At 65.3% G+C, this 20,127-nt stretch carries 22 protein-coding genes; 3 read left to right on the forward strand and 19 right to left on the reverse strand.

Annotated elements, in window-relative coordinates; all coding sequences use genetic code 11:
* Nucleotides 1–96: 96 nt before the first annotated feature.
* From O9320_05885 to O9320_05910, 6 genes are all read right to left on the reverse strand, one after another.
* A complete protein-coding gene (locus tag O9320_05885) occupies nt 97–306 on the reverse strand; it encodes a cold-shock protein (GenBank protein MCZ8310361.1) in 210 nt (69 codons plus the stop codon).
* 195 nt (nt 307–501) lie between these two features.
* Entirely contained in the window at nt 502–1,314 is an 813-nt protein-coding gene (locus O9320_05890; protein MCZ8310362.1) for a hypothetical protein, read from the reverse strand.
* A gap of 38 nt (nt 1,315–1,352) precedes the next feature.
* Nucleotides 1,353–2,936 carry a peptide chain release factor 3 gene (locus tag O9320_05895; protein MCZ8310363.1) on the reverse strand — a complete coding sequence of 528 codons (1,584 nt, stop codon included), beginning with the start codon at nt 2,934–2,936 and terminating at the stop codon, nt 1,353–1,355.
* Between the two features lie 60 nt (nt 2,937–2,996).
* Nucleotides 2,997–4,322 (reverse strand): ATP-binding protein, encoded by a 1,326-nt coding sequence (locus tag O9320_05900; GenBank protein MCZ8310364.1) that lies wholly within the window; start codon nt 4,320–4,322, stop codon nt 2,997–2,999.
* Between the two features lie 2 nt (nt 4,323–4,324).
* Nucleotides 4,325–5,008: a response regulator gene (locus O9320_05905; GenBank protein MCZ8310365.1), complete on the reverse strand. Its 684-nt coding sequence runs from the start codon at nt 5,006–5,008 to the stop codon at nt 4,325–4,327.
* Nucleotides 5,009–5,064: 56 nt separating this feature from the next.
* Complete coding sequence (locus O9320_05910; protein ID MCZ8310366.1) at nt 5,065–5,586, reverse strand: MarR family transcriptional regulator; 522 nt, start codon at nt 5,584–5,586, stop codon at nt 5,065–5,067.
* 145 nt (nt 5,587–5,731) lie between these two features.
* Between O9320_05910 and O9320_05915 the strand changes: the two genes are divergently transcribed.
* Together O9320_05915 and O9320_05920 are read left to right on the forward strand one after the other, a co-directional pair.
* Complete coding sequence (locus tag O9320_05915; GenBank protein MCZ8310367.1) at nt 5,732–6,619, forward strand: branched-chain amino acid aminotransferase; 888 nt, start codon at nt 5,732–5,734, stop codon at nt 6,617–6,619.
* A gap of 15 nt (nt 6,620–6,634) precedes the next feature.
* Entirely contained in the window at nt 6,635–6,922 is a 288-nt protein-coding gene (locus O9320_05920; protein ID MCZ8310368.1) for a hypothetical protein, read from the forward strand.
* Here the strand turns inward: O9320_05920 and O9320_05925 are convergent.
* From O9320_05925 to O9320_05985, 13 genes are all read right to left on the reverse strand, one after another.
* Nucleotides 6,901–7,353: a hypothetical protein gene (locus tag O9320_05925; GenBank protein MCZ8310369.1), complete on the reverse strand. Its 453-nt coding sequence runs from the start codon at nt 7,351–7,353 to the stop codon at nt 6,901–6,903. The two genes, O9320_05920 and O9320_05925, sit on opposite strands and share 22 nt — an antisense overlap.
* Entirely contained in the window at nt 7,350–7,808 is a 459-nt protein-coding gene (locus O9320_05930; protein ID MCZ8310370.1) for a molybdenum cofactor biosynthesis protein MoaE, read from the reverse strand. The genes O9320_05925 and O9320_05930 overlap by 4 nt, the downstream gene beginning before the upstream one ends.
* Nucleotides 7,809–7,810: 2 nt before the next feature.
* Nucleotides 7,811–8,062 (reverse strand): molybdopterin converting factor subunit 1, encoded by a 252-nt coding sequence (gene moaD / locus O9320_05935; GenBank protein ID MCZ8310371.1) that lies wholly within the window; start codon nt 8,060–8,062, stop codon nt 7,811–7,813.
* On the reverse strand, nt 8,059–9,315 hold the full coding sequence (locus tag O9320_05940; protein ID MCZ8310372.1) for a molybdopterin molybdotransferase MoeA: 1,257 nt from the start codon (nt 9,313–9,315) through the stop codon (nt 8,059–8,061). The genes moaD and O9320_05940 overlap by 4 nt, the downstream gene beginning before the upstream one ends.
* Nucleotides 9,315–9,812 carry a molybdopterin-guanine dinucleotide biosynthesis protein B gene (gene mobB, locus O9320_05945; protein ID MCZ8310373.1) on the reverse strand — a complete coding sequence of 166 codons (498 nt, stop codon included), beginning with the start codon at nt 9,810–9,812 and terminating at the stop codon, nt 9,315–9,317. The genes O9320_05940 and mobB overlap by 1 nt, the downstream gene beginning before the upstream one ends.
* A gap of 5 nt (nt 9,813–9,817) precedes the next feature.
* Nucleotides 9,818–10,432: a CDP-diacylglycerol--glycerol-3-phosphate 3-phosphatidyltransferase gene (gene pgsA / locus O9320_05950; protein MCZ8310374.1), complete on the reverse strand. Its 615-nt coding sequence runs from the start codon at nt 10,430–10,432 to the stop codon at nt 9,818–9,820.
* Between the two features lie 54 nt (nt 10,433–10,486).
* A complete protein-coding gene (uvrC, locus tag O9320_05955) occupies nt 10,487–12,394 on the reverse strand; it encodes an excinuclease ABC subunit UvrC (protein ID MCZ8310375.1) in 1,908 nt (635 codons plus the stop codon).
* A 373-nt stretch (nt 12,395–12,767) separates the two neighbouring features.
* On the reverse strand, nt 12,768–13,133 hold the full coding sequence (locus tag O9320_05960; GenBank protein ID MCZ8310376.1) for a dihydroneopterin aldolase: 366 nt from the start codon (nt 13,131–13,133) through the stop codon (nt 12,768–12,770).
* On the reverse strand, nt 13,130–13,903 hold the full coding sequence (locus tag O9320_05965) for an SDR family oxidoreductase (GenBank protein ID MCZ8310377.1): 774 nt from the start codon (nt 13,901–13,903) through the stop codon (nt 13,130–13,132). Before O9320_05965 ends, O9320_05960 begins: the two co-directional genes overlap by 4 nt.
* Nucleotides 13,900–15,102 (reverse strand): MFS transporter, encoded by a 1,203-nt coding sequence (locus O9320_05970; GenBank protein ID MCZ8310378.1) that lies wholly within the window; start codon nt 15,100–15,102, stop codon nt 13,900–13,902. The genes O9320_05965 and O9320_05970 overlap by 4 nt, the downstream gene beginning before the upstream one ends.
* Nucleotides 15,099–17,309, reverse strand: a complete 2,211-nt coding sequence (gene uvrB / locus O9320_05975) for an excinuclease ABC subunit UvrB (protein ID MCZ8310379.1) — start codon at nt 17,307–17,309, stop codon at nt 15,099–15,101. The genes O9320_05970 and uvrB overlap by 4 nt, the downstream gene beginning before the upstream one ends.
* A 59-nt stretch (nt 17,310–17,368) precedes the next feature.
* A complete protein-coding gene (locus O9320_05980) occupies nt 17,369–18,349 on the reverse strand; it encodes an NADPH:quinone reductase (protein ID MCZ8310380.1) in 981 nt (326 codons plus the stop codon).
* Between the two features lie 51 nt (nt 18,350–18,400).
* Nucleotides 18,401–18,754, reverse strand: coding sequence for a DUF305 domain-containing protein (locus O9320_05985; GenBank protein ID MCZ8310381.1), 354 nt, complete (start codon nt 18,752–18,754; stop codon nt 18,401–18,403).
* 156 nt (nt 18,755–18,910) lie between these two features.
* Here O9320_05985 and O9320_05990 point away from each other — a divergent pair, with 156 nt between their 5' ends.
* Nucleotides 18,911–20,113: an aspartate transaminase gene (locus O9320_05990; GenBank protein MCZ8310382.1), complete on the forward strand. Its 1,203-nt coding sequence runs from the start codon at nt 18,911–18,913 to the stop codon at nt 20,111–20,113.
* Nucleotides 20,114–20,127: the final 14 nt, after the last annotated feature.

Below are 20,127 nucleotides of genomic sequence, written 5' to 3' on the forward strand. Positions count from 1 at the left end.
ACCGCAAGAAGCGCCCAGCCTGACAGGTGGAACCTGATAGGGCGGGGCGCGTCGTTGCCGCAGGCCCCAGAAGGGACCTGCGAAGCCAAAAAAGGCTTAGATGACCTTCAGATTGTCGGCCGAAGTCTTGCCCTTCTTGGGATCGGGCTTTTCTTCGTACGACACCTTCTGGCCTTCATTCAGACCGCGAAGCCCAGCGCGCTCGACCGCCGAGATATGAACGAACACGTCAGCGCCGCCGCTTTCCGGCTGGATGAAGCCGTAACCCTTGGTGCCGTTGAACCACTTGACCGTACCTGTAGGCATATTGATCACTCCTAGATGTCAGTTACCGGCTATGTCCATAACCGCTTAACAAAAAATTAGCAACAAGCGCGATTCGCATGGTTGCACGGTCTGGAGCAGCGTTTTACGCGTACCGCACGCTGATGGCGATCCTGTTCCGCGGCAACCGACTACCTGAATAATGTTCCATTACAAGCGCTTGATGCAAAAACAGCGCTATCGCGCCGGGGGTGGCGGCGGGCATTTTCGCAAAACCGTGCCGATGGCGCGGCGGGCGATATTTTCGATCGTGGGGTCGCTCGCCTCGATATTTGCGATCGTCATGCGCCCATTTTCGCCCGGAAGAGCGAATGTCTGAGCGAGCCGTACCCCGCCTTGGCCGTATTCGATGCGCATCGTGGCGGGCGTGGGTTGCGAATAGGCGGCATCGAAACTTTGACGCGCAGCGCCGATCACAGCCGTGTAGCGGCGGCGTTCGAACTCAACATAGTTGATTTCGCAGTTCGTTGCCGGATTGCCGATCGCCCAGCGCCCGTCGATGTCGGGCGGCGGTCCTGAAAGAATCGCCTCGGCCTGCAATTCGGAATCGAGAATCGGCGGCAGCAGAATCACAAGCCCGACCGCAAGCGCGGCAACCGCGAAGCTTGCGCCGGCCACGAGATATTTGCGCCGCCGCTTGGCCGCGAGCCGTGCCGCAACCGCGCGATACAGCAGCGGCAGCTCGTCGCGCTCGAACGCTTGCGCACGCAGCGAAAGCGAATCGTCGGCCGCACCGAGGGCACCGGCAAAAACCGTGACCCTCTCGGCGGCCGGATCGCCCGGAACATGGCCCACAATATGGATCTCGATCGCCGCCCCGATCTTGCCGAAATTGGCGGTGCCGAGCGCCATGCGCAGGCGTTGGGCCGTGACAAGCGCCCAATCGGCGGCGGCATCGGCGGCGGCGAAATTGCGCGTGGCCAGCCGTTCCCGGCCGTTGCCGACCGACAGCGTGGCGCGGCACACAAATTTAAGGTCGCTTGCGGTCACGCGGCATTATAGCGAGCGAACCTGCCCACGCCAGCAAGTCAGCCGCGCTCGCGAGTCGTACGGAAGGTAAGGCCCGGCCAATCGGTCTGGATGCGATTGAGCTCCCAGGCATTGCGCGCGAGAAACACAGGTGCGCCGTCGCGGTCGTCGGCAAGGCTGCCGCGATTGCCGTCGACGAATTTCTTGAGCGCGGCCGCATCGGTGCTCGACACCCAGCGTGCGGCCTCAAACGGGGCTGGCTCAAACCCGGCTTTGACGTCGTATTCGGCGGCAATGCGACTGGCGAGCACGTCGATCTGCAGCGCACCGACCACGCCGACGATCCATTGCGAGCCCAGCAGCGGGCGGAAGACCTGCGTGACGCCCTCTTCGGCGAGATCCTCGAGCGCACGGCGCAATTGCTTGGCTTTCAACGGATCGTCGAGCCGCACCCGGCGCAGGATTTCGGGCGCGAAATTGGGGATGCCCGTGAAGCGCAGCGCTTCGCCTTCGGTGAGCGCGTCGCCCACGCGCAAAGTGCCGTGGTTCGGAATGCCGATAATGTCGCCGGGCAGTGCCTCTTCGGCGAGTTCGCGCTCTTGGGCGAAAAAGAAGATCGGGCTGTGGATCGCGATCGCCTTGCCGGTGCGCACCTGCACGAGCTTCATGCCGCGCTTGAAGCGGCCCGAGCACAGACGCAGGAACGCGATGCGGTCGCGATGGTTGGGGTCCATATTGGCCTGGACCTTGAACACGAAACCGGTCACGCGCGCTTCTTCGGGGTCGATGTTGCGCGGCTCGGCGGGCTGGAAGCGCGGACTCGGCGCGAACTCCGCCAGCCCGTGGATCAGCGATTCCACGCCGTAATCCTTCAGCGCACTGCCGAAGAACACCGGCGTCATGTTGCCGCTGCGATAGGCTTCGAGATCGAAGGTGGGATACGCCGACAGCGCCAAGCCCGCCTGCTCGCGAAACTCGCGCAAGGGCCGCTCGGCGACGGCCGCATCGAGGGCCGCATCGTCGATGCCGCTCGTCGCTTGCGTGCGCTCGTAATTGCCGCCGACCTTGCCGGTCAAAAACGCGTTGCTGCGCAGATCGAAACAGCCGTGGAAATCCGAGCCCATGCCCACGGGCCACACCATCGGGCACACGTCGAGTTGCAGCGTCTTTTCGATTTCGTCGAGCAAGTCGAACGGGTCGCGGCCTTCGCGGTCGACCTTGTTGACGAAGACCGAAATCGGAATGTCGCGCAGGCGGCAGACCTCGAACAATTTGCGCGTCTGCGTCTCGATGCCCTTGGCGGCGTCGATGACCATCACGGCCGAATCGACCGCCGTCAGCGTGCGGTAGGTGTCTTCGCTGAAATCTTCGTGGCCCGGCGTGTCGAGCAGGTTGAACGTCGCCCCTGCATAGTCGAACGTCATGACCGAGCTTGTGACCGAAATGCCGCGCGCCTGTTCGATCGCCATCCAGTCCGAGCGCGCGCGACGGCGTTCGCCCCGCGCTTTCACCTGGCCCGCAAGGCGGATCGCCCCGCCGAACAGCAACAGCTTTTCGGTCAGCGTCGTTTTGCCCGCGTCTGGATGCGAGATGATGGCAAAGGTGCGGCGCGTGGCGGCACCGCTTTGGGGGTTTGGCGGCATGAGCGGCCTTGCACATAGCCCCCAGGGCCTGCGGCTGCAAGGCCCAAAATGGCGGGCTTGCTACAGCGGCAAGCGGATGCGCACGCGTGCGCCGCCCATCGGCGATTCTTCGATGCGCACGTCGCCGCCATGGCCGCGCACCACGTCGCGCGCGATGGTGAGGCCGAGGCCCACGCCGCCGGTTTGCGCGTTGCGCGCCGGATCGAGGCGGAAAAAGGGCTTGAACACGTCTTCGCGCGATTCGGCCGGAATGCCGGGGCCGTCGTCGTCGATTGCGACTTCGACTTCCGATGCGTGCCGCACGGCGACGACGCGCACTTGGGCTGCGTGGCGCACGGCGTTGGCGATCAGATTCTCGAGGCAGCGTTTGATCGCGTGCGGGCGCACCGGCAGCGTGAGATCGCCCTCGATGCTGAGTGCGACCGAATGGCCGCCGCGCTGGGTGGCGGCGATAATCCCGTCGAGCAGTGCGGCAAGATCGGTCGTCTCGATCTGCTCCTCGCCCTCGCCGCGCACAAAGGCGAGATAGGATTCGACCATGCGCGCCATGTCGCCCACATCGGCCTTGAGGCCTTGCGCCGAGGGATGGTCGCCAAGCATCGCCAGTTCGAGCTTCATGCGCGTGAGCGGCGTGCGCAGATCGTGGCTGATGCCAGCCAGCATTTCGGTGCGCTGGGCCATGTGGCGCGCAATGCGCTCGCGCATGGTGAGGAAGGCCGCCGCCGCCTGGCGCACTTCACTGGCCCCGTGCGGGCGGAATTCGGTGTCGATGCGGCCTTTGCCGAAATCGTCGGCGGCCTTGGCCAGAAGGCGGATCGGCCGCACCTGGTTGCGCATGAAGGTCGAGGCGACCGCGATCAAGATCAACGACGTGCCGACCATGAAGAGCAGGAACACGTAGACGTTCGTCGTGAACACGCGCTGGCGCGAGGCGACGAGATGCAGCACACCGTCCGGCAGCTGCACCGCGAGCTTCAAATCGGCCGGATCGCCCCACGCATCGAGCAGAAACGGCCGCCGCACGCGCTCGTTGAGGCCCGAGACGAGATAATGCTCGAGCAGCGTGTCCGGCGCTTCCGGCCCCGTGCGTTCGAGAATCGCCCCGCCCTCGAAACGGTAGGTCGAGCCGTAGGCCAAATGCATCGTCTGGAACAGCCACGTGCGGTCCGCACCTTCCGGAAAGCGGCCCAGCGTCTGCACGACCGTCGCCACTTCACCCGCGAGCGCGTTCGACAGACGCCGCGACACCGTGTCCCAGACGCGGTCGTAGAACACGAGCCCTGCGACGAGCTGCACCAGCACCATCGGGGCGACGATGATGATGAGCGCGCGCGCATAGAGCGTGCGCGGCAGATATTGGCGTAGCGTGTGGCCGAGCGCGCCCATCGTCAATCCGTGCGCAGGAGGTAGCCGGCCCCGCGCACCGTCTGCAGGAAGCGCGGATTGCGCGGGTCTTCTTCGATCTTCGGACGCAGGCGCGTGACGGTTACGTCGACCGTGCGCACATTGCCCGACAGGCGCGAGCGGCGCAGCAGCTCCTCGCGGCTCACGGGCGCGTTGGCCGAACTCGCCAGCACCTTCAAAAGCGAGGTTTCGGCCGAGGTCAGCTTAATCTGCGACGTGCCGCGCGTGAGCTGTTCGCGCGCAATGTCGAAGCGGAAGCCACCGAAATCGACCGCTTCGGGCGCTTCGCTGGGCGGGGGGGCCCGGCGCAAAATGGCGCGAATGCGCAGCACGAGTTCTTCGGGCTCGAAGGGTTTTGGCAAATAATCGTCCGCCCCCGAGGCAAGGCCCGAGATGCGGTCGGCGGTTTCGCCGCGCGCGGTCAAAAGCACGATCGGCACGTCGCGCTTGGCGCTGCGCAGGCGCTTGGTGAAGGCAATGCCATCCTCGCCCGGCAGCATCACGTCGAGCACCACGAGGTCGAAGGCGAGTGCCGCAAGCTGCGCTTCGGCCTCGGTCGTGTCGGCGGCGGTCGCCACGCGATAGCCCTGCTCGGCCAGGAACCGGCGCAGCAATTCGCGCGTGCGCGTATCGTCGTCGACGACGAGGAGGTGGGCCCCTTCAAGCATGGAGATGAATTTAGGGCTGCGGGGTCCGCCTGCCAACAGACCATTTGGCGACAAATTCATGCGCGTTGCTTGGCAGCGAGCGGCGGCGTCTTTGCGGGCTCGGCCGCGACTTTGCGGCGGTCGCGCTCGTCGATGAGGCCCAGCATCACGCGCCGGAAGCCTTCGACGGCCGCCGGCCCCGCCGCCCGGTAGGCGGCCGCGATGCGCCGGCGCTGGTTTTCGGACAGTTTGCGCTCAAGAGATGCCCCCTGCTCGGTCAGCTCGAGGCGGCGTTGGCGGCGATCGGACGTGCCTTGGCGCTGCAGGATGTAGCCCTTGCGCACCAATTCGCCCAGCACGCGCGACAGGCTTTGTTTGGTGATGCGCAGGATCGCCAGCAATTCACCGACATTGATGCCCGGATAGCGGCCGACGAAATAGATGGCCCGGTGGTGCGCGCGCCCGAAGCCGATTTCCTCGAGCATCCGGTCGGGCTCGGCCGTGAAATCGCGATAGGCATAGAACAGCAGCTCGATGCCGAGGCGCAGATCTTCGTCGCGCAGATAGAGATGCTGAAGGCCGGGGCGCAAATCAGGCATGTGGTTTTTTCATGCTCCGAATATGTCAGTGTTGTTGACATATATGCCGCAAGAGTGTTTCTTTGCGCAAGCCCAAAACGGGCGGTTAATTGCGCCTGCAGCGTCGCAGGCGAAACGAAAGACCCCTATAGCGAGGAAATCCGCCATGGCTCTGGTTCCCTTCGACGATCGCGACGGTTTTGTGTGGTGGAACGGCGCACTCGTGCCGTGGCGCGATGCCAAGCTGCACGTGCTGTCGCACGGGCTGCACTACGCCTCGGCCGTGTTCGAGGGCGAGCGCGCCTACAACGGCAAGGTCTTCAAGCTGCGTGAACATTCGCAGCGCCTGCTCGATTCGGCGCGCATCCTAGGCTTCGAGATCCCCTACACGGTCGAAGAGATCGACGAAGCCACCAACGCGGTCGTCGCCGCCAACGGCCAGCCCGACTGCTATTTGCGCCCGATCGCCTGGCGCGGCTCGGAAATGATGGGCGTGTCGGCCCAGCAATCGAAGATCAATGTCGCGATCGCGAGCTGGGCCTGGGGCAGCTACTTCTCGGACAAGGAGAAGGGCATCCGCATGTGCTGGGCCAAATGGTCGCGGCCCGCCCCCAACACGGCCCCGACGAATTCGAAGGCGGCCGGCCTCTACATGATCTGCACCATGTCGAAGCACGAGGCCGAAAAGAACGGCTATGCCGACGCGTTGATGCTTGATTGGCGCGGCCAGATCGCCGAAGCGACGGGTGCCAACATCTTCTTGGCGATCGACGGCGTCTTGCACACGCCCAAGCCCGACTGTTTCCTCGATGGCATCACGCGCCGCTCGGTCATCGCGATGGCCAAAGCGCGCCAGATCCAGATCGTCGAACGCGCGATCTGGCCGGACGAATTGGCGCAGGCGCAAGAAGTGTTCCTGACCGGGACCGCCGCCGAGATCACGCCGGTCGGCGAGATCGACAAGTATCGCTTCACGCCCGGCCCGATCACCAAAGCGCTGCTCGAAGATTTCGGGCGTGCCACGCGCGGCGAGGTCGATTTCCCGATCTCCTAATGCCCGAGAACCCTGATGCCCGAGAACAGGGTCCCGGCGGCTGAAATCGCGGCGCGCTTTCAAGCCGCCTGGGACCGGTTCGCGCGCTCCTATCCCGAACCTGCCGCAGGGCCGCGCCTAATCGATCCGCTGCTGCGGCTGTTCGGCAAAGACTCGCAAAGCTTTGCCCGAATTGAGCGCGCGCGCGCCCTCGACCGGCTCGCGCGCGATGCCGTGACGGCCGAAATGATTGGCGAAGGTGTAAGCGCCGACGCGGCGCACGCAACGCTCGACGCGTTTATTCAGGGTGCGCGCGGCAGATAGCGGTCGGCGAGCATGAACATCGCCGCCACGCCCACACCGAACATGCCGTTGATGAATACGCCGCGCGCCATGTTCTCGATCACGAACCCGGCCGCGACGGGGCTCCCGCGCAGCGGTGCGAGCACGAACCAGCCGAAGAGCGTAGGCCCCAGCACGCCGAACACGAAGCCCATCGGCAACGGATGCAAGTTCGCCGGGAAACGATGCCGCAAGGCGGCATAGACAAGCGCCCACACCCCGCCCCAGAAGGCTGCGTTCAGCACCAAGGGCACGCCGAGCGGGCCAACAGGGCGCATCCGGTAGGGCGGGTTGGCAAGGATGCCGGACTTGAACAGCATCTGGATCGCCCCCTGGTGGAACACCAGCACCGCCAAAGCGCCGCACGCAAAAGCAAGGGCCACCCAATAGGGCGAGAGGTCGCGCAGCTTCATCGATCCTGCTCCCAGCGGCGCGCCGCATCGTCGTCGCTTGCTTTGGCGCCGACCCATTGCGGACCGGCTGCCGTGTCTTCGAGTTTCCAGAAGGGTGCGCGCGTCTTGAGCCAGTCGATCAGAAAATGGCACGCGGCGAAAGCGGCTTCGCGATGCGCACTGGCCGCAGCACACAGAACGATGGGCTCGCCCGGTTCCATAAGCCCGTAGCGATGCACGATCAGCGTGGCCTGCAGCGGCCAGCGACGATTGGCTTCGGCTTCGATTTCGGCGAGCTGCTTTTCGGTCATGCCGGGATAGTGCTCGAGCGTCATCGCGCCGATCGCGGCATCGCCCGCCATGTCGCGCACGAGGCCCACAAAGCTCGTGACCGCACCGATATCGGTACGCCCGGCCGTCAGCGCCGCAAGCTCGGCGCCGACATCGAAGGTTTCGCGCTGCACGCGGATCGACATATCTAGCCCCCCGTGACCGGCGGGAAGATCGCGATCTCGTCGCCGTCGGCAACCGCGTGATCGAGCGGCACGTAAGTCTGGTTCACGGCCACGCGCACAACGTCGCGGCGCGCCAAAGCTTGCGCATGGCCGGGCGAGCGTGCCGCCAGCCAATCCAGCAATTGGCCGACCGTCGCGATGTCGGCGGGTTTTTCGACGATCTCTTCGCCCGTGCCTACACGCGTGCGCAGCCAAGCGAACCACAGGATCTTCACTGGGCAACCTCCGTATAGGGCAGGAAATCGACGAGGCTGCCCGCTGCCACTGCGCGCGTGTCTTCGTCGAGTTCGATGAGGCCGTCGGATTCGACGAGCGATGTGAGGATGCCCGCCCCGTCGCGCGGGAATTTGTGCGCGACCGGAATGCCGTCGTCGCCCGCCACCAGCTTCGCGCGCAACCATTCGCGCCGCCCGGCCTTTTTGCCGATGTCGGCGGCCGTGCGCACGCGCTGAAGGCGCGGCACCACGTCGGCCGCACCGGCCAAGCGCAGCAGCACGGGGCGCGCGAAACGCAGGAACGTGACCATCATCGCAACCGGATTGCCCGGCAATCCCAGAAACGCCTTGCCCGCAAGCGTGCCGAACGCAACTGGCCGGCCGGGGCGAATGGCAAGGCGCCAAAAATGCAAAGCGCCCTGCGCTTCAACGGCGGCGCGCACATGGTCTTCCTCGCCCATCGACATGCCGCCGGACGTGATGACGGCATCGTGCGTCGCGGCGGCGGCAGCCAAAGCCTCGCGCACCGCCTCTTGCCGGTCGGCGAGGATGCCGAGATCGCTCACCTCGAAACCGAGCCGGTCGAGGGCGGCCAGCAGCACGAAACGATTGGCGTCGTACACGGCGCCGGTCGGTGCTGCATGGCCCGGCTCGCGCAATTCGTCGCCAGTCGAAAACACCGCGACGCGAAGTTTCGCAAAAGCGTCGAATTCGACATGGCCTAGCGACGCGATGAGCCCAACATCTTGCGCGCGCAGCCGGTGGCCCGCTTTCAGCACGGTCGCACCCGCGGCAATGTCTTCGCCGGCCTTGCGCCGATTGCTGCCGCGCTTGAGGCCCGGCGGCAGTACGGCAAACTCGCCTTCGACGCGCACGTCTTCCTGCATGAAGACCGTATCGGCGCCCTGCGGCATCGGGGCGCCCGTGAACACGCGCGCGGTCGTGCGCCCACGCAACGGCTCCGCCATCGGATGGCCGGCTGCACTGCGCCCGACGATCGGCAGGCGTGTGGCCGCGTTCGGATCAAGATCGGCGAACGCAACCGCATAGCCGTCGACCGCCGCATTGTCGTGCGGCGGCACGCTGCGCGCGGCGACGATGTCGGCCGCCAGAATGCGCCCGACGGCGTTGCGCAAGCCGCATCGTTCGACGGCCGCCAGCGGCGTTGCGCGGTCGGCAAGGATTGCGGCGGCGGCATCCGCGCGCATCAACTCGCCACCGAAAGCAAAACAATCGTCGGAGAGCTGCGCCATCAGCCGAGCCCCGTATGCTTAACGACGAAGTCGACAATAGCGGCAGTGTCGTCGAGTTCGAGACGCGGCACCGTGAGGCCTTCGAGGGCCGCGTCGCTGGCCACCGCCACGATGTGCGGATCTTCGGGTGCGAGCAGCTTTTTGCCCACCGACGGGCGATGCACTTCGATCTTGTCGTGCCCGTGGCGCTTGAAGCCTTCGACGATCAACAGATCGACCGGGGCGAGGCGAGCCACAAGCTCTTCGAGCGTGGGCTCGGGTGCATCGCGCAATTCGTGCATCAGCGCAAAGCGGCGCGCCGAGGCGACGAGCACTTCGTGTGCACCGGCCGCACGATGTTCGTAGCTGTCCTTGCCCGGCGTATCGACGTCGAATTCGTGGTGCGCGTGTTTGATCGTCGAGACGCGCAAGCCCCGCGCGACCAGAACGGGCAGCAGCCGAACCACAAGCGAGGTTTTGCCGCTGCCGCTCCAGCCCGCAAGTCCGATGATGCGCATCGTCTTTAAACCGACTGGCGCGCTGGGGCGGCAGGCTTGGCGGGCGCGGGCGGCGGCGGCGCCTCTTCGTCGACATGCTTGAGGCCGGTCGCAAGATAGTCGTAGCCGGTGTAGAGCGTGAGTGCGGCTGCGATCCACAAGCCGATTTCGCCGATCGGCAGCACCGGCAGCATCGCGGTGGGTGCGGCATCGCCGACGATGAGGAAACCCAGCGCCGTCATCTGGATGGCGGTCTTCCATTTGGCGAGTTTCGAGACCGGCAGACCGACGCGGATTTCGGCCAGGAACTCGCGCAAGCCCGAGACCAGCACTTCGCGCAGCAAGATCACCAACGCCGCAAGCACGGTGAAACCTTCCACGCGCCCGAACGCGACGAGAAGCAGGATCGTGGCCGCGACCAAGAGCTTGTCGGCGATGGGATCGAAGATACGGCCGAGTTTGGATTGCTGCGCCCAGGCGCGCGCGAGATAGCCGTCGAGCCAATCCGTCGCTGCGGCGATCGCATAGACACCGCACGCCACATAGCGCCACAGATCGCCGTCCAACCAGAACAGCGCGACGATCACCGGAATGGCGAAGATGCGGCTCAAGGTCAGCCACATCGGCAGCGAAAAAGACATGGGCCTCGCGTGGGTCGAAACGGGGTGGCGGAGGGCGGAATCCAGGGTGCTATTTTACCCGCCGCCGTGGAAGTGGTCATAGATTTTTTTGGCCGCCGCCTTGCCGACCCCGGCCACGGCTTCGAGATCGGCGAGACCCGCGCGTTTGACGGCAGTGGACGAGCCGAAATGCAGCAAAAGCGCCTTTTTGCGGCGAGGACCGATACCCTCGACCTCGTCCAGGGACGAGCTCGAAATCGCCTTGGAACGCCGCGCACGGTGGCTGCCGATGGCAAAACGGTGCGCTTCGTCGCGCAAGCGTTGCAGATAGTACAGAACCGGGTCGCGCGGCTCGAGTTGGAAGGGTGCGCGCCCGGGCAGGAAAAACCGCTCGCGACCCGCGTCGCGGTCCGGCCCTTTGGCGATCGCGGCGAACGGCAGATCGTCGATGCCAAGCTCGGCCAGCACGGAAGCGACGGCATTGAGCTGGCCCTGCCCGCCGTCGATCAGCACGAGATCGGGCCAGGTTCCCTCGTCGCGGTTCGGGTCTTCGCGCAGGGCGCGCGAAAAGCGCCGCTCGAACACTTCGCGCATCATCGCGTAATCGTCCCCACCTTCGCCGACGTCGGACTTGCCGGCCCCGCGAATGTTGAATTTGCGGTACTGGGCTTTGGCGAAGCCTTCCGGCCCCGCGACGATCATCCCGCCGACGGCGCCAGTACCTTGGATATGGCTGTTGTCGTAGACCTCGATGCGCGCGGGCGGGCCGTCGAGCCCGAACACCGTTGCCACGCCATCAAGCAGCTTGGCTTGCGCGCCCGATTCGGCCATGCGTCGGGCGAGCGCTTCGCGCGCATTGTTGAGCGCATGTTCGACCGGTTTGCGCTTCTCGCCGCGCTCCGGCACCGCGATGCGCACGCGCGATTCGGCCCGCGCCGTCAGCGCTTCTTCGATGAGCGCGCGCTCGGCCACGTCCTGCGACAACAGGATCGAAGGCGGCGGCGGCTTGTCCGCATAGAACTGGCCCAGAAACGCCGCCAGCACGTCGGCCGCATCGACGAGCTTGTCGTGGCGCGGGAAATAGGCGCGGTTGCCGTAGTTGCGCCCGCCGCGGAAGAAGAACACTTGGATGCAGCTCTGCCCGCCTTCGGCATGGATCGCAACCACGTCGCAATCGCCGAGATCTTCGAAATTGATGTCCTGGCGCGCTTGCACGGCCGTAAGTGCTCGGATGCGGTCGCGATACATCGCGGCCGTTTCGAAATCCATCGTGTCGGCGGCTGTCTGCATTTTGGCGACGAGTTCGCTTTGCGCATCGCGCGAGCGGCCTTCGAGAAAATCGATCGCCTCGTCGACGAGACCGCGATAGTCGGCCGCCGAAATGCGCCCCACGCACGGGGCCGAACAGCGCTTGATCTGGTAGAGCAGGCACGGCCGCGTGCGCTGGCTGAAGATCGCGTCCGTGCACGAGCGCAGCAGGAACGCGCGCTGCATGGCGGTGAGCGTCTGGTTGACCGCCCCGGCCGACGCGAAGGGCCCGAAATAGCGGCCTTTGCGCTCGCGGCTGCCGCGATGTTTTGCGACCTGCACGAAATCGTGGTCTTCGAAAAGTGCGATGTACGGAAAGGATTTGTCGTCGCGCAGCAGCACGTTGTAGCGCGGCATCAACCGCTTGATGAGATTGCTCTCGAGCAGCAGCGCTTCGGCTTCGGTATGCGTGGTGACGATCTCGAGGCGCCGCGTTTCGGCGACCATGCGCAGCAGCCGATTGGGCATGCGCTCGAACTGCAGATACTGCGCGACGCGTTTGCGAAGCGCACGCGCCTTGCCGACATAGAGCGCGTCGCCCTTGGCATCGAGCATGCGATAGACGCCGGGGCTCAGCGGCAGCGTCGCCAACGCCGCGCGCAACACCCCCGCCCCTTCGGCGGCGATCGGCGGCGGTTCGAACTGCAGAGCGTCGTCGTCGGACGGATTTTCCATGGCTGCTTTGCGTTAGCGAGTCCGGCTGCGGCGGGCAAGAGGATGCGTGCTGTGGCGCTTGGGACACGCGCCTGCACGTGGGGCAGGCAATGCCGATTCGGCTGGATTCTTCTATCCACCAAGTCTGTGGATAAACTTGTGCAAAACCGCCTTCAAGGCCCCTCGAACCGAGCAAAAACGGCAATTTATGTCGTCTTGCCTAGTTTTTAGACGTTTTTGTTAAGTCGCTGATTTGCATGGATATAGAGGTTAACAATCGCCTTCGATGCTTCATATTTCCGTCAGAAATCGCTGAATTCCGCCATTTTTGTGGCTGGGTCCGGACGGTGTGCACAAGTTGCGAAGCGCAATTCCTGTATGCGCACCGACCGCGTCAAGCGCCTTTTCGGAATATTTCGATGCCGACCGACGCCGCGTCGGGGGCGATGTCGAGCTTCTCGACGCGCACGCGCACCCACAGCACCTCGGCGATCGCAAGGCATTGTGCGGCCACGCGTTCTGCCAGCGTTTCGACGAGATTGACGTGCCCGGCATCGACGATTTGGCGAATCCGATCGATCGCATGGTCGTAGCGCACGACCTCGCGGATCGAATCGCGCTGCGGCGGCCGGTCGGGCACGCCGAGTTCGATGTTGAAGCGTACGCGCTGGGCCGCCCCCTGCTCGTGCGCAAAAATGCCGATGCGCGCTTGTAGCACCAGATCGCGGATCAGCACGACACGGCAATCGGTCGCGTTCATTCGTCGGGCTGATGGGTGCCGGGCGCACCCCAATTGAGATGCTGGCCGCCGTCGAGTGCGATCATCTGGCCCGTGACCGAGCGCGCGGCGACGAGGAAGCGCACGGCGGCGCACACCTCGTCGAGCGCGGGCGCGCGGCGCAGCGGCACGCTCGCCACTTGGCGCGCGAACTGCGCGGGGTCTTGGCGGATATTCGCAAGCGTGGGCCCCGGACCGATCGCGTTGACGCGGATGCGCGGGGCAAGTGCGAGTGCGAGCGTCTGCGTCAGCGTCCACAGGCCCGCTTTCGACAATGTGTAGGTCGTGAAATGCGGCGTGAGATTCCACACACGCTGGTCGATCAGATTGACCGCGACCCCTTCGGCATCCGCCGGCAGATGGCGCGCCATTTCCTGGATCAGCACGAAGGGCGCGCGCAGATTGGCCTCCATATGCATGTCCCAGCTGGCGCGCGTCGCGTCGTCGATTTCGTCGCGCTCGAAGGTCGAGGCGTTGTTGACGAGCACGCCGATGGGCCCGAGGGCGGCATGCGCTTCGGCTGCCAGCTGCTGCACCTGCGCTTCGCTTGCGAGATCGGCTTTGAACGCAAAAGCGCGACCGCCGTCGGCGGCAATCTCGGCGACCAGCGCCTGTGCGTCGTCGTGCGACTGCGCGTAGTGGATGCCGACGGCAAAACCCTGGCGCGCGAGATCGCGAGCGATGGCGCGGCCGATGCGTTTGGCAGCCCCCGTGACGAGGGCGGTGCGCGGCAGATTGGGGGGCAGGGTCATGACGCTCCGATACCCTTCGTGCGCGCCGCACGCAACAGCGCCGTGCCGAAGACCGCCGGGGCGAGAGCAGCGATCACATAGGCGAGCGCGTAGGAGTCGCTGAGCAGCACGATGGACGCGAAAAAGCTCGGCACGATTGCGACACCGCCGAAGGTGAAGAGGCCGATGGCACCCGTGGCTTCGCCCACGCGGTCGGCCGGAGCGATGCGCGCGACCTCGCCCAAATAGACGCCGTTCCACGACATTGCGGTGGCGCCGAACAACATGCAGGCGAGCAGCAACACGGGATAGCTCAGGGTCGGCGCGGCCATGCCCACAAATGCGCCGAGGGCCGCCATCGCGAGCCCCAGCATCCCGAGCACGCGGTCGGGCCGGCCGCTTTTGTCGGCAACCAACCCCCACACGACGCGGCAGACAACGCCCGCAGCTTGAGCCGCCGCAAGCACGCCTGCCGCCGCGACGAGGTCGAGGGCGGTGTCGTGCACGAGAAACGCCACGAGAAAGCCTGCAAGCGAGCCCTGCAACCCCGAAAACGCCGCCGACGCGAGACCCAAGCGCCGCAGCTCTTTGACGGCCCACAGTCGCTGCAAAGGTTCGACGAACTGGCTGCGCAGCGAAAAGGTTGGCCGCGATATCGTGCGGCCGCTCGCGAATTGCTCTCGCCACGGCGTCAGCGCAAGCGCTGCCGCGAACAGCACGCATGCCGCAACCACGGCCGCCCCGCGCCAGCCCAAGGCCAGGGCGAGCGGCGGCATGCTCAATGCCGCCAGCATGAAGCCGCCGGGCACACCCGTCTGCTTCAGCGAAAACACGAGGTTGCGGTTGGCGGTCTGCGTGTTGCCCACGAGAATCGCCGACGAGGCCGGCGTCGTCGGCCCCAAGCTGATGCCGCACGCGACGGCCGCAAGGGCCACGCTCCACGGCGTGCCGATCGCCAGCAGCAACTGGCCGGCGGCACCGCTGCACAACGTCACCTGCATCGTGCCGAGGGCGCCCAAACGCTGGATGAGGCCGCCGCTGGCCAAGCCCGCTACCGCCGCAACAGCGTAGAGGGCGGCCACGTAGTAGCCCACGCCCGCCGTCGGCATGCCGAGATCGGGACCGACCAACGGCACAAGGACGGCAACCGTGAGGCTGGCCCCACTCACCAAAATTTGCACACACAGCGTCAGGAAAAGCGGCAGCCAGAACGCGTTCACTTGCGCGCACCGCCCGGCGGGGGACGGCGCGCGCGCCCTTTGCGCGAATTGACCGCACCGCCGGTCGAGCGCGGGCGCGGCCGGTCGGGGCCCGATTGGTAGCCGGCTTGCGCGCCCTCGCCCACGCCGCCCGGCATTTCGAGTTCGATCGATTCGAGCCGTTTGATTTCGTCGCGCAGGCGGGCTGCTTCTTCGAATTCGAGATTGGCCGCCGCCTCGCGCATGCGCGTCTCGAGGCCCGTGATGTGGCTGCGCAGATTGTGGCCGACGAGATGTTGGGTCCCCTCGTCGCCGGTGCCGACAGTCACGCGGTCGCGCTCGTACACGCTGCCCAGAATATCGCCGATCTGCTTGCGGATCGTCTCGGGCGTGATGCCGTGTTCGAGGTTGTAGGCGACCTGCTTGGTGCGCCGCCGGTCGGTTTCGGCCAAGGCCGCTTCCATCGAATCGGTCCGCTTGTCGGCATAGAGGATCACGCGCCCGTCGACGTTGCGCGCAGCCCGGCCGATCGTTTGAATAAGGGACGTGCGCGAGCGCAGATAGCCTTCCTTGTCGGCATCGAGAATCGCCACGAGCGCGCATTCGGGAATGTCGAGCCCTTCGCGCAGCAGATTGATGCCGATCAGCGCGTCGAACGCGCCGAGCCGCAGATCGCGGATGATCTCGATGCGCTCAAGCGTCTCGACGTCCGAGTGCATGTAGCGCACGCGCACGCCGTTTTCGTGCAGATATTCGGTGAGGTCCTCGGCCATGCGCTTGGTCAGCGTCGTCACGAGGGCCCGCTGGCCCTTCTTCGCGACGGCTTTAAGTTCGCCCAAGAGATCGTCGACCTGGCGCTCGGTCGGGCGGATTTCGACCGGCGGATCGACGAGGCCCGTCGGCCGGATCACCTGTTCGACGAACACGCCCTTGGTGCGCTCGAGCTCCCAATTGCCGGGGGTTGCCGAGACGAACACGGTCTGCGGGCGCATCGCGTCCCATTCTTCGAATTTGAGCGGGCGGTTGTCGATGCAGGACGGCAGGCGGAAGCCGTATTCTGCCAAGGTCGACTTGCGCATGTAGTCGCCTTTGTACATACCGCCGATCTGCGGCACCATCACGTGGCTTTCGTCGCAGATCAGCACCGCGTTTTTGGGCAGATATTCGAACAGAGTCGGCGGCGCCGCCCCAGGCGGGCGGCCCGTGAGATAGCGCGAATAGTTTTCGATACCGGCGCACGAGCCTGTGGCCGCCATCATCTCGATGTCGAACGTCGTGCGCTGCTCGAGGCGCTGGGCTTCGAGCAATTTGCCGCCGGCGTTGAGCTCGGCCAGGCGCAGCTTGAGATCGGTTTTGATCTGCGAGATCGCCTGTTCGAGCGTGGGCTGCGGCGTCACATAGTGCGAATTGGCGTAAAGCTTGGCCGTGGCGAGGGTCGCCTTCTTCTCGCCCGTCAGCGGATCGAATTCGAAGATCGCCTCGATCTCGTCGCCGAACAGCGACACGCGCCACGCGCGGTCCTCACAGTGCGCCGGGAAAATTTCGACCGCGTCGCCGCGCGCGCGGAACGTGCCGCGCTGGAAGGCGGCTTCGTTGCGCTTGTAGTGCAGCTTCACGAGCTCGCGCAGCAGCGCGTTGCGGTCCATGCGCTGGCCGGTCTTCAGCGTCAGCGTCATCGAGGAATAGGTCTCGACCGAGCCGATGCCGTAGATGCAGCTGACCGACGCCACGATGATCGTGTCCTGGCGCTCGAGCAGGGCACGCGTCGCCGAATGGCGCATGCGGTCGATCTGCTCGTTGATCGAGCTTTCCTTCTCGATATAGGTGTCCGAGCGCGGCACGTAGGCTTCGGGCTGGTAGTAATCGTAATAGCTGACGAAATATTCGACCGCGTTGTTGGGGAAGAACGACTTCATCTCGCCGTAGAGCTGCGCGGCGAGCGTCTTGTTCGGCGCGAGCACGAGTGCGGGGCGCTGCAGATTCTGGATCACATGCGCCATCGTGAAGGTCTTGCCTGAGCCCGTGACGCCGAGCAGCACCTGGTCCTTCTCGCCGCGCTGCAGACCTTGGGTGATCTCCGCGATCGCCGCCGGCTGGTCGCCGGCCGGCACATAGTCCGAGACGACCGCCAGCCGCTCGGGCGGATGCGCATCCGGATCGACCGCCAGCGGCGGGGCCGGATTCTGCAGCGCATCGGGCAAGGGAGCGGAAATTTTGGGAAGAGCCATGACGCGCGCACTCTAGCGCGTTGCCAACCCCCGTCAACGCGCGCGAATGGCGCGCGCACTCAGGCGAACGTCACCACCACATTGCCGACCGTCTGGCCGATTTCGACGGCTTCGTGCGCGCGCGCGATGTCGGCAAGCGCGAAACGTTTGGCGATGCGCGTTTTTAGATGGCCCATGGCGACGCGCGAATTCACGTAGGCGCAGCCGTCGCGGCGCTGGGGCGGCGACAATTCGTACATGATAAAACATGCGAAGGTCAGGTTCTTGGCGATCGACGGCATGAAGGGCAGCTGGAACTCCGGCTTGCCCGAGCCGTAGATCGCGGCAAGCCCGCCGGGCTTCAGCGACGCGACCGTCGCGGCCGCATTGGCCGCAATATCCATGTCGATCACGCGGTCGACACCTTCGCCGCCGGTGAGCTCGCGCACCCGTGCGGCCACGTCTTCGCGGCGATAGTCGATGGTTGCGTCCGCCCCCGCCTCCTTGGCGATCGCGGCTTTTTCGGGCGAGGAGACGGTCGCGTAGACAATCGCCCCTTCGTATTTCGCCATTTGGATGGCGGCATGGCCGACAGCACCCGCCCCGCCCGTCACCAGCACGCGGCGCTGCGAGACGCCGCCATTCATCGTGACGGCGCGCCACGCGGTCAAAGCCGGGATGCCGAGACAGGCCCCGGTGTCGAAATCCGCATTGCTCGGCAAAGCCGGGGCAAGTTCGGCCGGCACGCAGACATAGTCGGCGGCCGTGCCGTCGGCGCGCTGCCATTGCGCATTGAACACCCACACGCGTGCACCGATGCGCGCCGGATCCACGTTCGGCCCCACCGCATCGATGATGCCGGCCCCGTCCGAATGCGGGATCACGCGCGGATAGACGGCGTTGCGCGACGCGACCGCGCGCGCTTTGACGTCGGACGGGTTCACGCCCGAGGCGGCAAGCTTCACCCGCACCTCGCCCGGCCCCGGAATGGGATCTGGCAAGACGGCCAGCGACAGCACTTCGGCCGCCGGCCCGAACGACGAATAGATCGCAGCGCGCATGTCTCTTTCCCCCCGCCTTTCGCTATGGGCGAATCGAAGCGAGGGACGAGCTTAGCGGTTTCGCGCTTGCCACGCGCGCATTTGGGCGATCTCCCGCTCCTGGTCGCGGATGATGCCCTCGGCCAGCGTGCGGATCTCGGGATCGGATCCGTGCTGGATCACGATGCGCGCCATTGCGACGGCACCCTCGTGGTGCGCAATCATGCCGGCCACAAAATCTTTGTCGGCATTGCCGCTGTAGCGGATGTCCATGTCCTTGTGCATTTTGTCGTTCGCGGCACGGTAGGCGCGCGTTGCGGGCGAATCGTTGGCCGAGCCGCCGCGGTGGCCTGCGTGCTGAGCCACTGCGGGGCCGCCGACGAGAAGTGCCGCCACGAGGGCGACAAATGTGCTTCTGCGAATCATTGCGTTTGGGTCTCCTTCGAAAAGACACGCGATTGTGCGCGGACAATGTTTTAGCCACCCTGCCCCGCAGGAAGGTCAAGCCGATTGCCAGCACCGCTTGAGGGGTCTAATTTCCACTGTCTTTTTTCCGTCCCATCGCACCCCAAGGAAGCCCCTATGTCGATCGTCGCCGACCGTCTCCAGCGCGTGAAGCCGTCGCCCACCATTGCCGTATCGATGAAGGCGGCCGAACTCAAAGCCGCCGGCAAGGACGTGATCGGCCTGGGTGCGGGCGAGCCCGATTTCGACACGCCGCAGAACATCAAAGACGCCGCCAAGCGCGCCATCGATGCGGGCGACACGAAGTATACGGCCGTCGACGGCACGCCCGCGCTCAAAAAGGCGATCATCGCGAAGTTCGAGCGCGAAAACGGCCTCAAATACGCCGCCAACCAGATTACGGTCGGCACGGGCGGCAAGCAGGTGCTCTACAACGCGCTGATGGCGACGCTGAACCCCGGCGACGAAGTCATCGTGCCCGCGCCCTATTGGGTGAGCTACCCCGACATGGTGATCCTCGCCGAGGGCATGCCAGTCGAAGTCGCGTGCTCGGAGAACCAGAATTTCAAGCTGACCCCAGAAGCGCTCGAAGCGGCGATCACGCCCAAGACAAAATGGGTGATTTTGAACTCGCCTTCGAACCCGACCGGGGCTGCCTACTCGGCCGCCGACCTCAAGGCGCTTGCCGACGTGCTGCTGCGCCATCCGCATGTCTGGATCATGACCGACGACATGTACGAACATCTGCTCTACGACGATTTCAAATTCGCCACGATCGCGCAGGTCGAGCCGAAGCTCTACGACCGCACTTTGACCGTCAACGGCGTGTCGAAAGCCTATTGCATGACCGGCTGGCGCATCGGCTATGCGGGCGGTCCCGCCGCCCTCATCAAGGCCATGCAGGCGATCCAGTCGCAATCGACCTCGAACCCGAGTTCGGTGAGCCAGGCCGCCGCTGTCGAAGCGCTGAACGGCCCCAACGGCTTCATCGCCGAGCACAACAAGGCGTTCGTCGAGCGGCGCAACATGGTTGTGAAGATGCTGAACGAGGCCAAGGGCCTGCGCTGTCCGATGCCGGACGGCGCGTTCTACGTGTTTCCGTCCTGTGCGGGCACGATCGGCAAGAAGACGCCCGAGGGCAAAACCATCCAGACCGACACGGATTTCGTGACGTATCTGTTGGAGAGCGTGGGCGTTGCGGTCGTGCAAGGCTCGGCCTTCGGATTGGCGCCCTATTTCCGCATCTCCTACGCCACGTCGTCCGAAGTGCTGCGCGAGGCCTGCACGCGCATCCAGAAGGCCTGTGCGGCACTGACGTAAGCGCCGTTCGGGCG

Origin of the sequence: Magnetospirillum sp., from assembly GCA_027532905.1 — a bacterium.
Taxonomy (GTDB): domain Bacteria; phylum Pseudomonadota; class Alphaproteobacteria; order CACIAM-22H2; family CACIAM-22H2; genus Tagaea.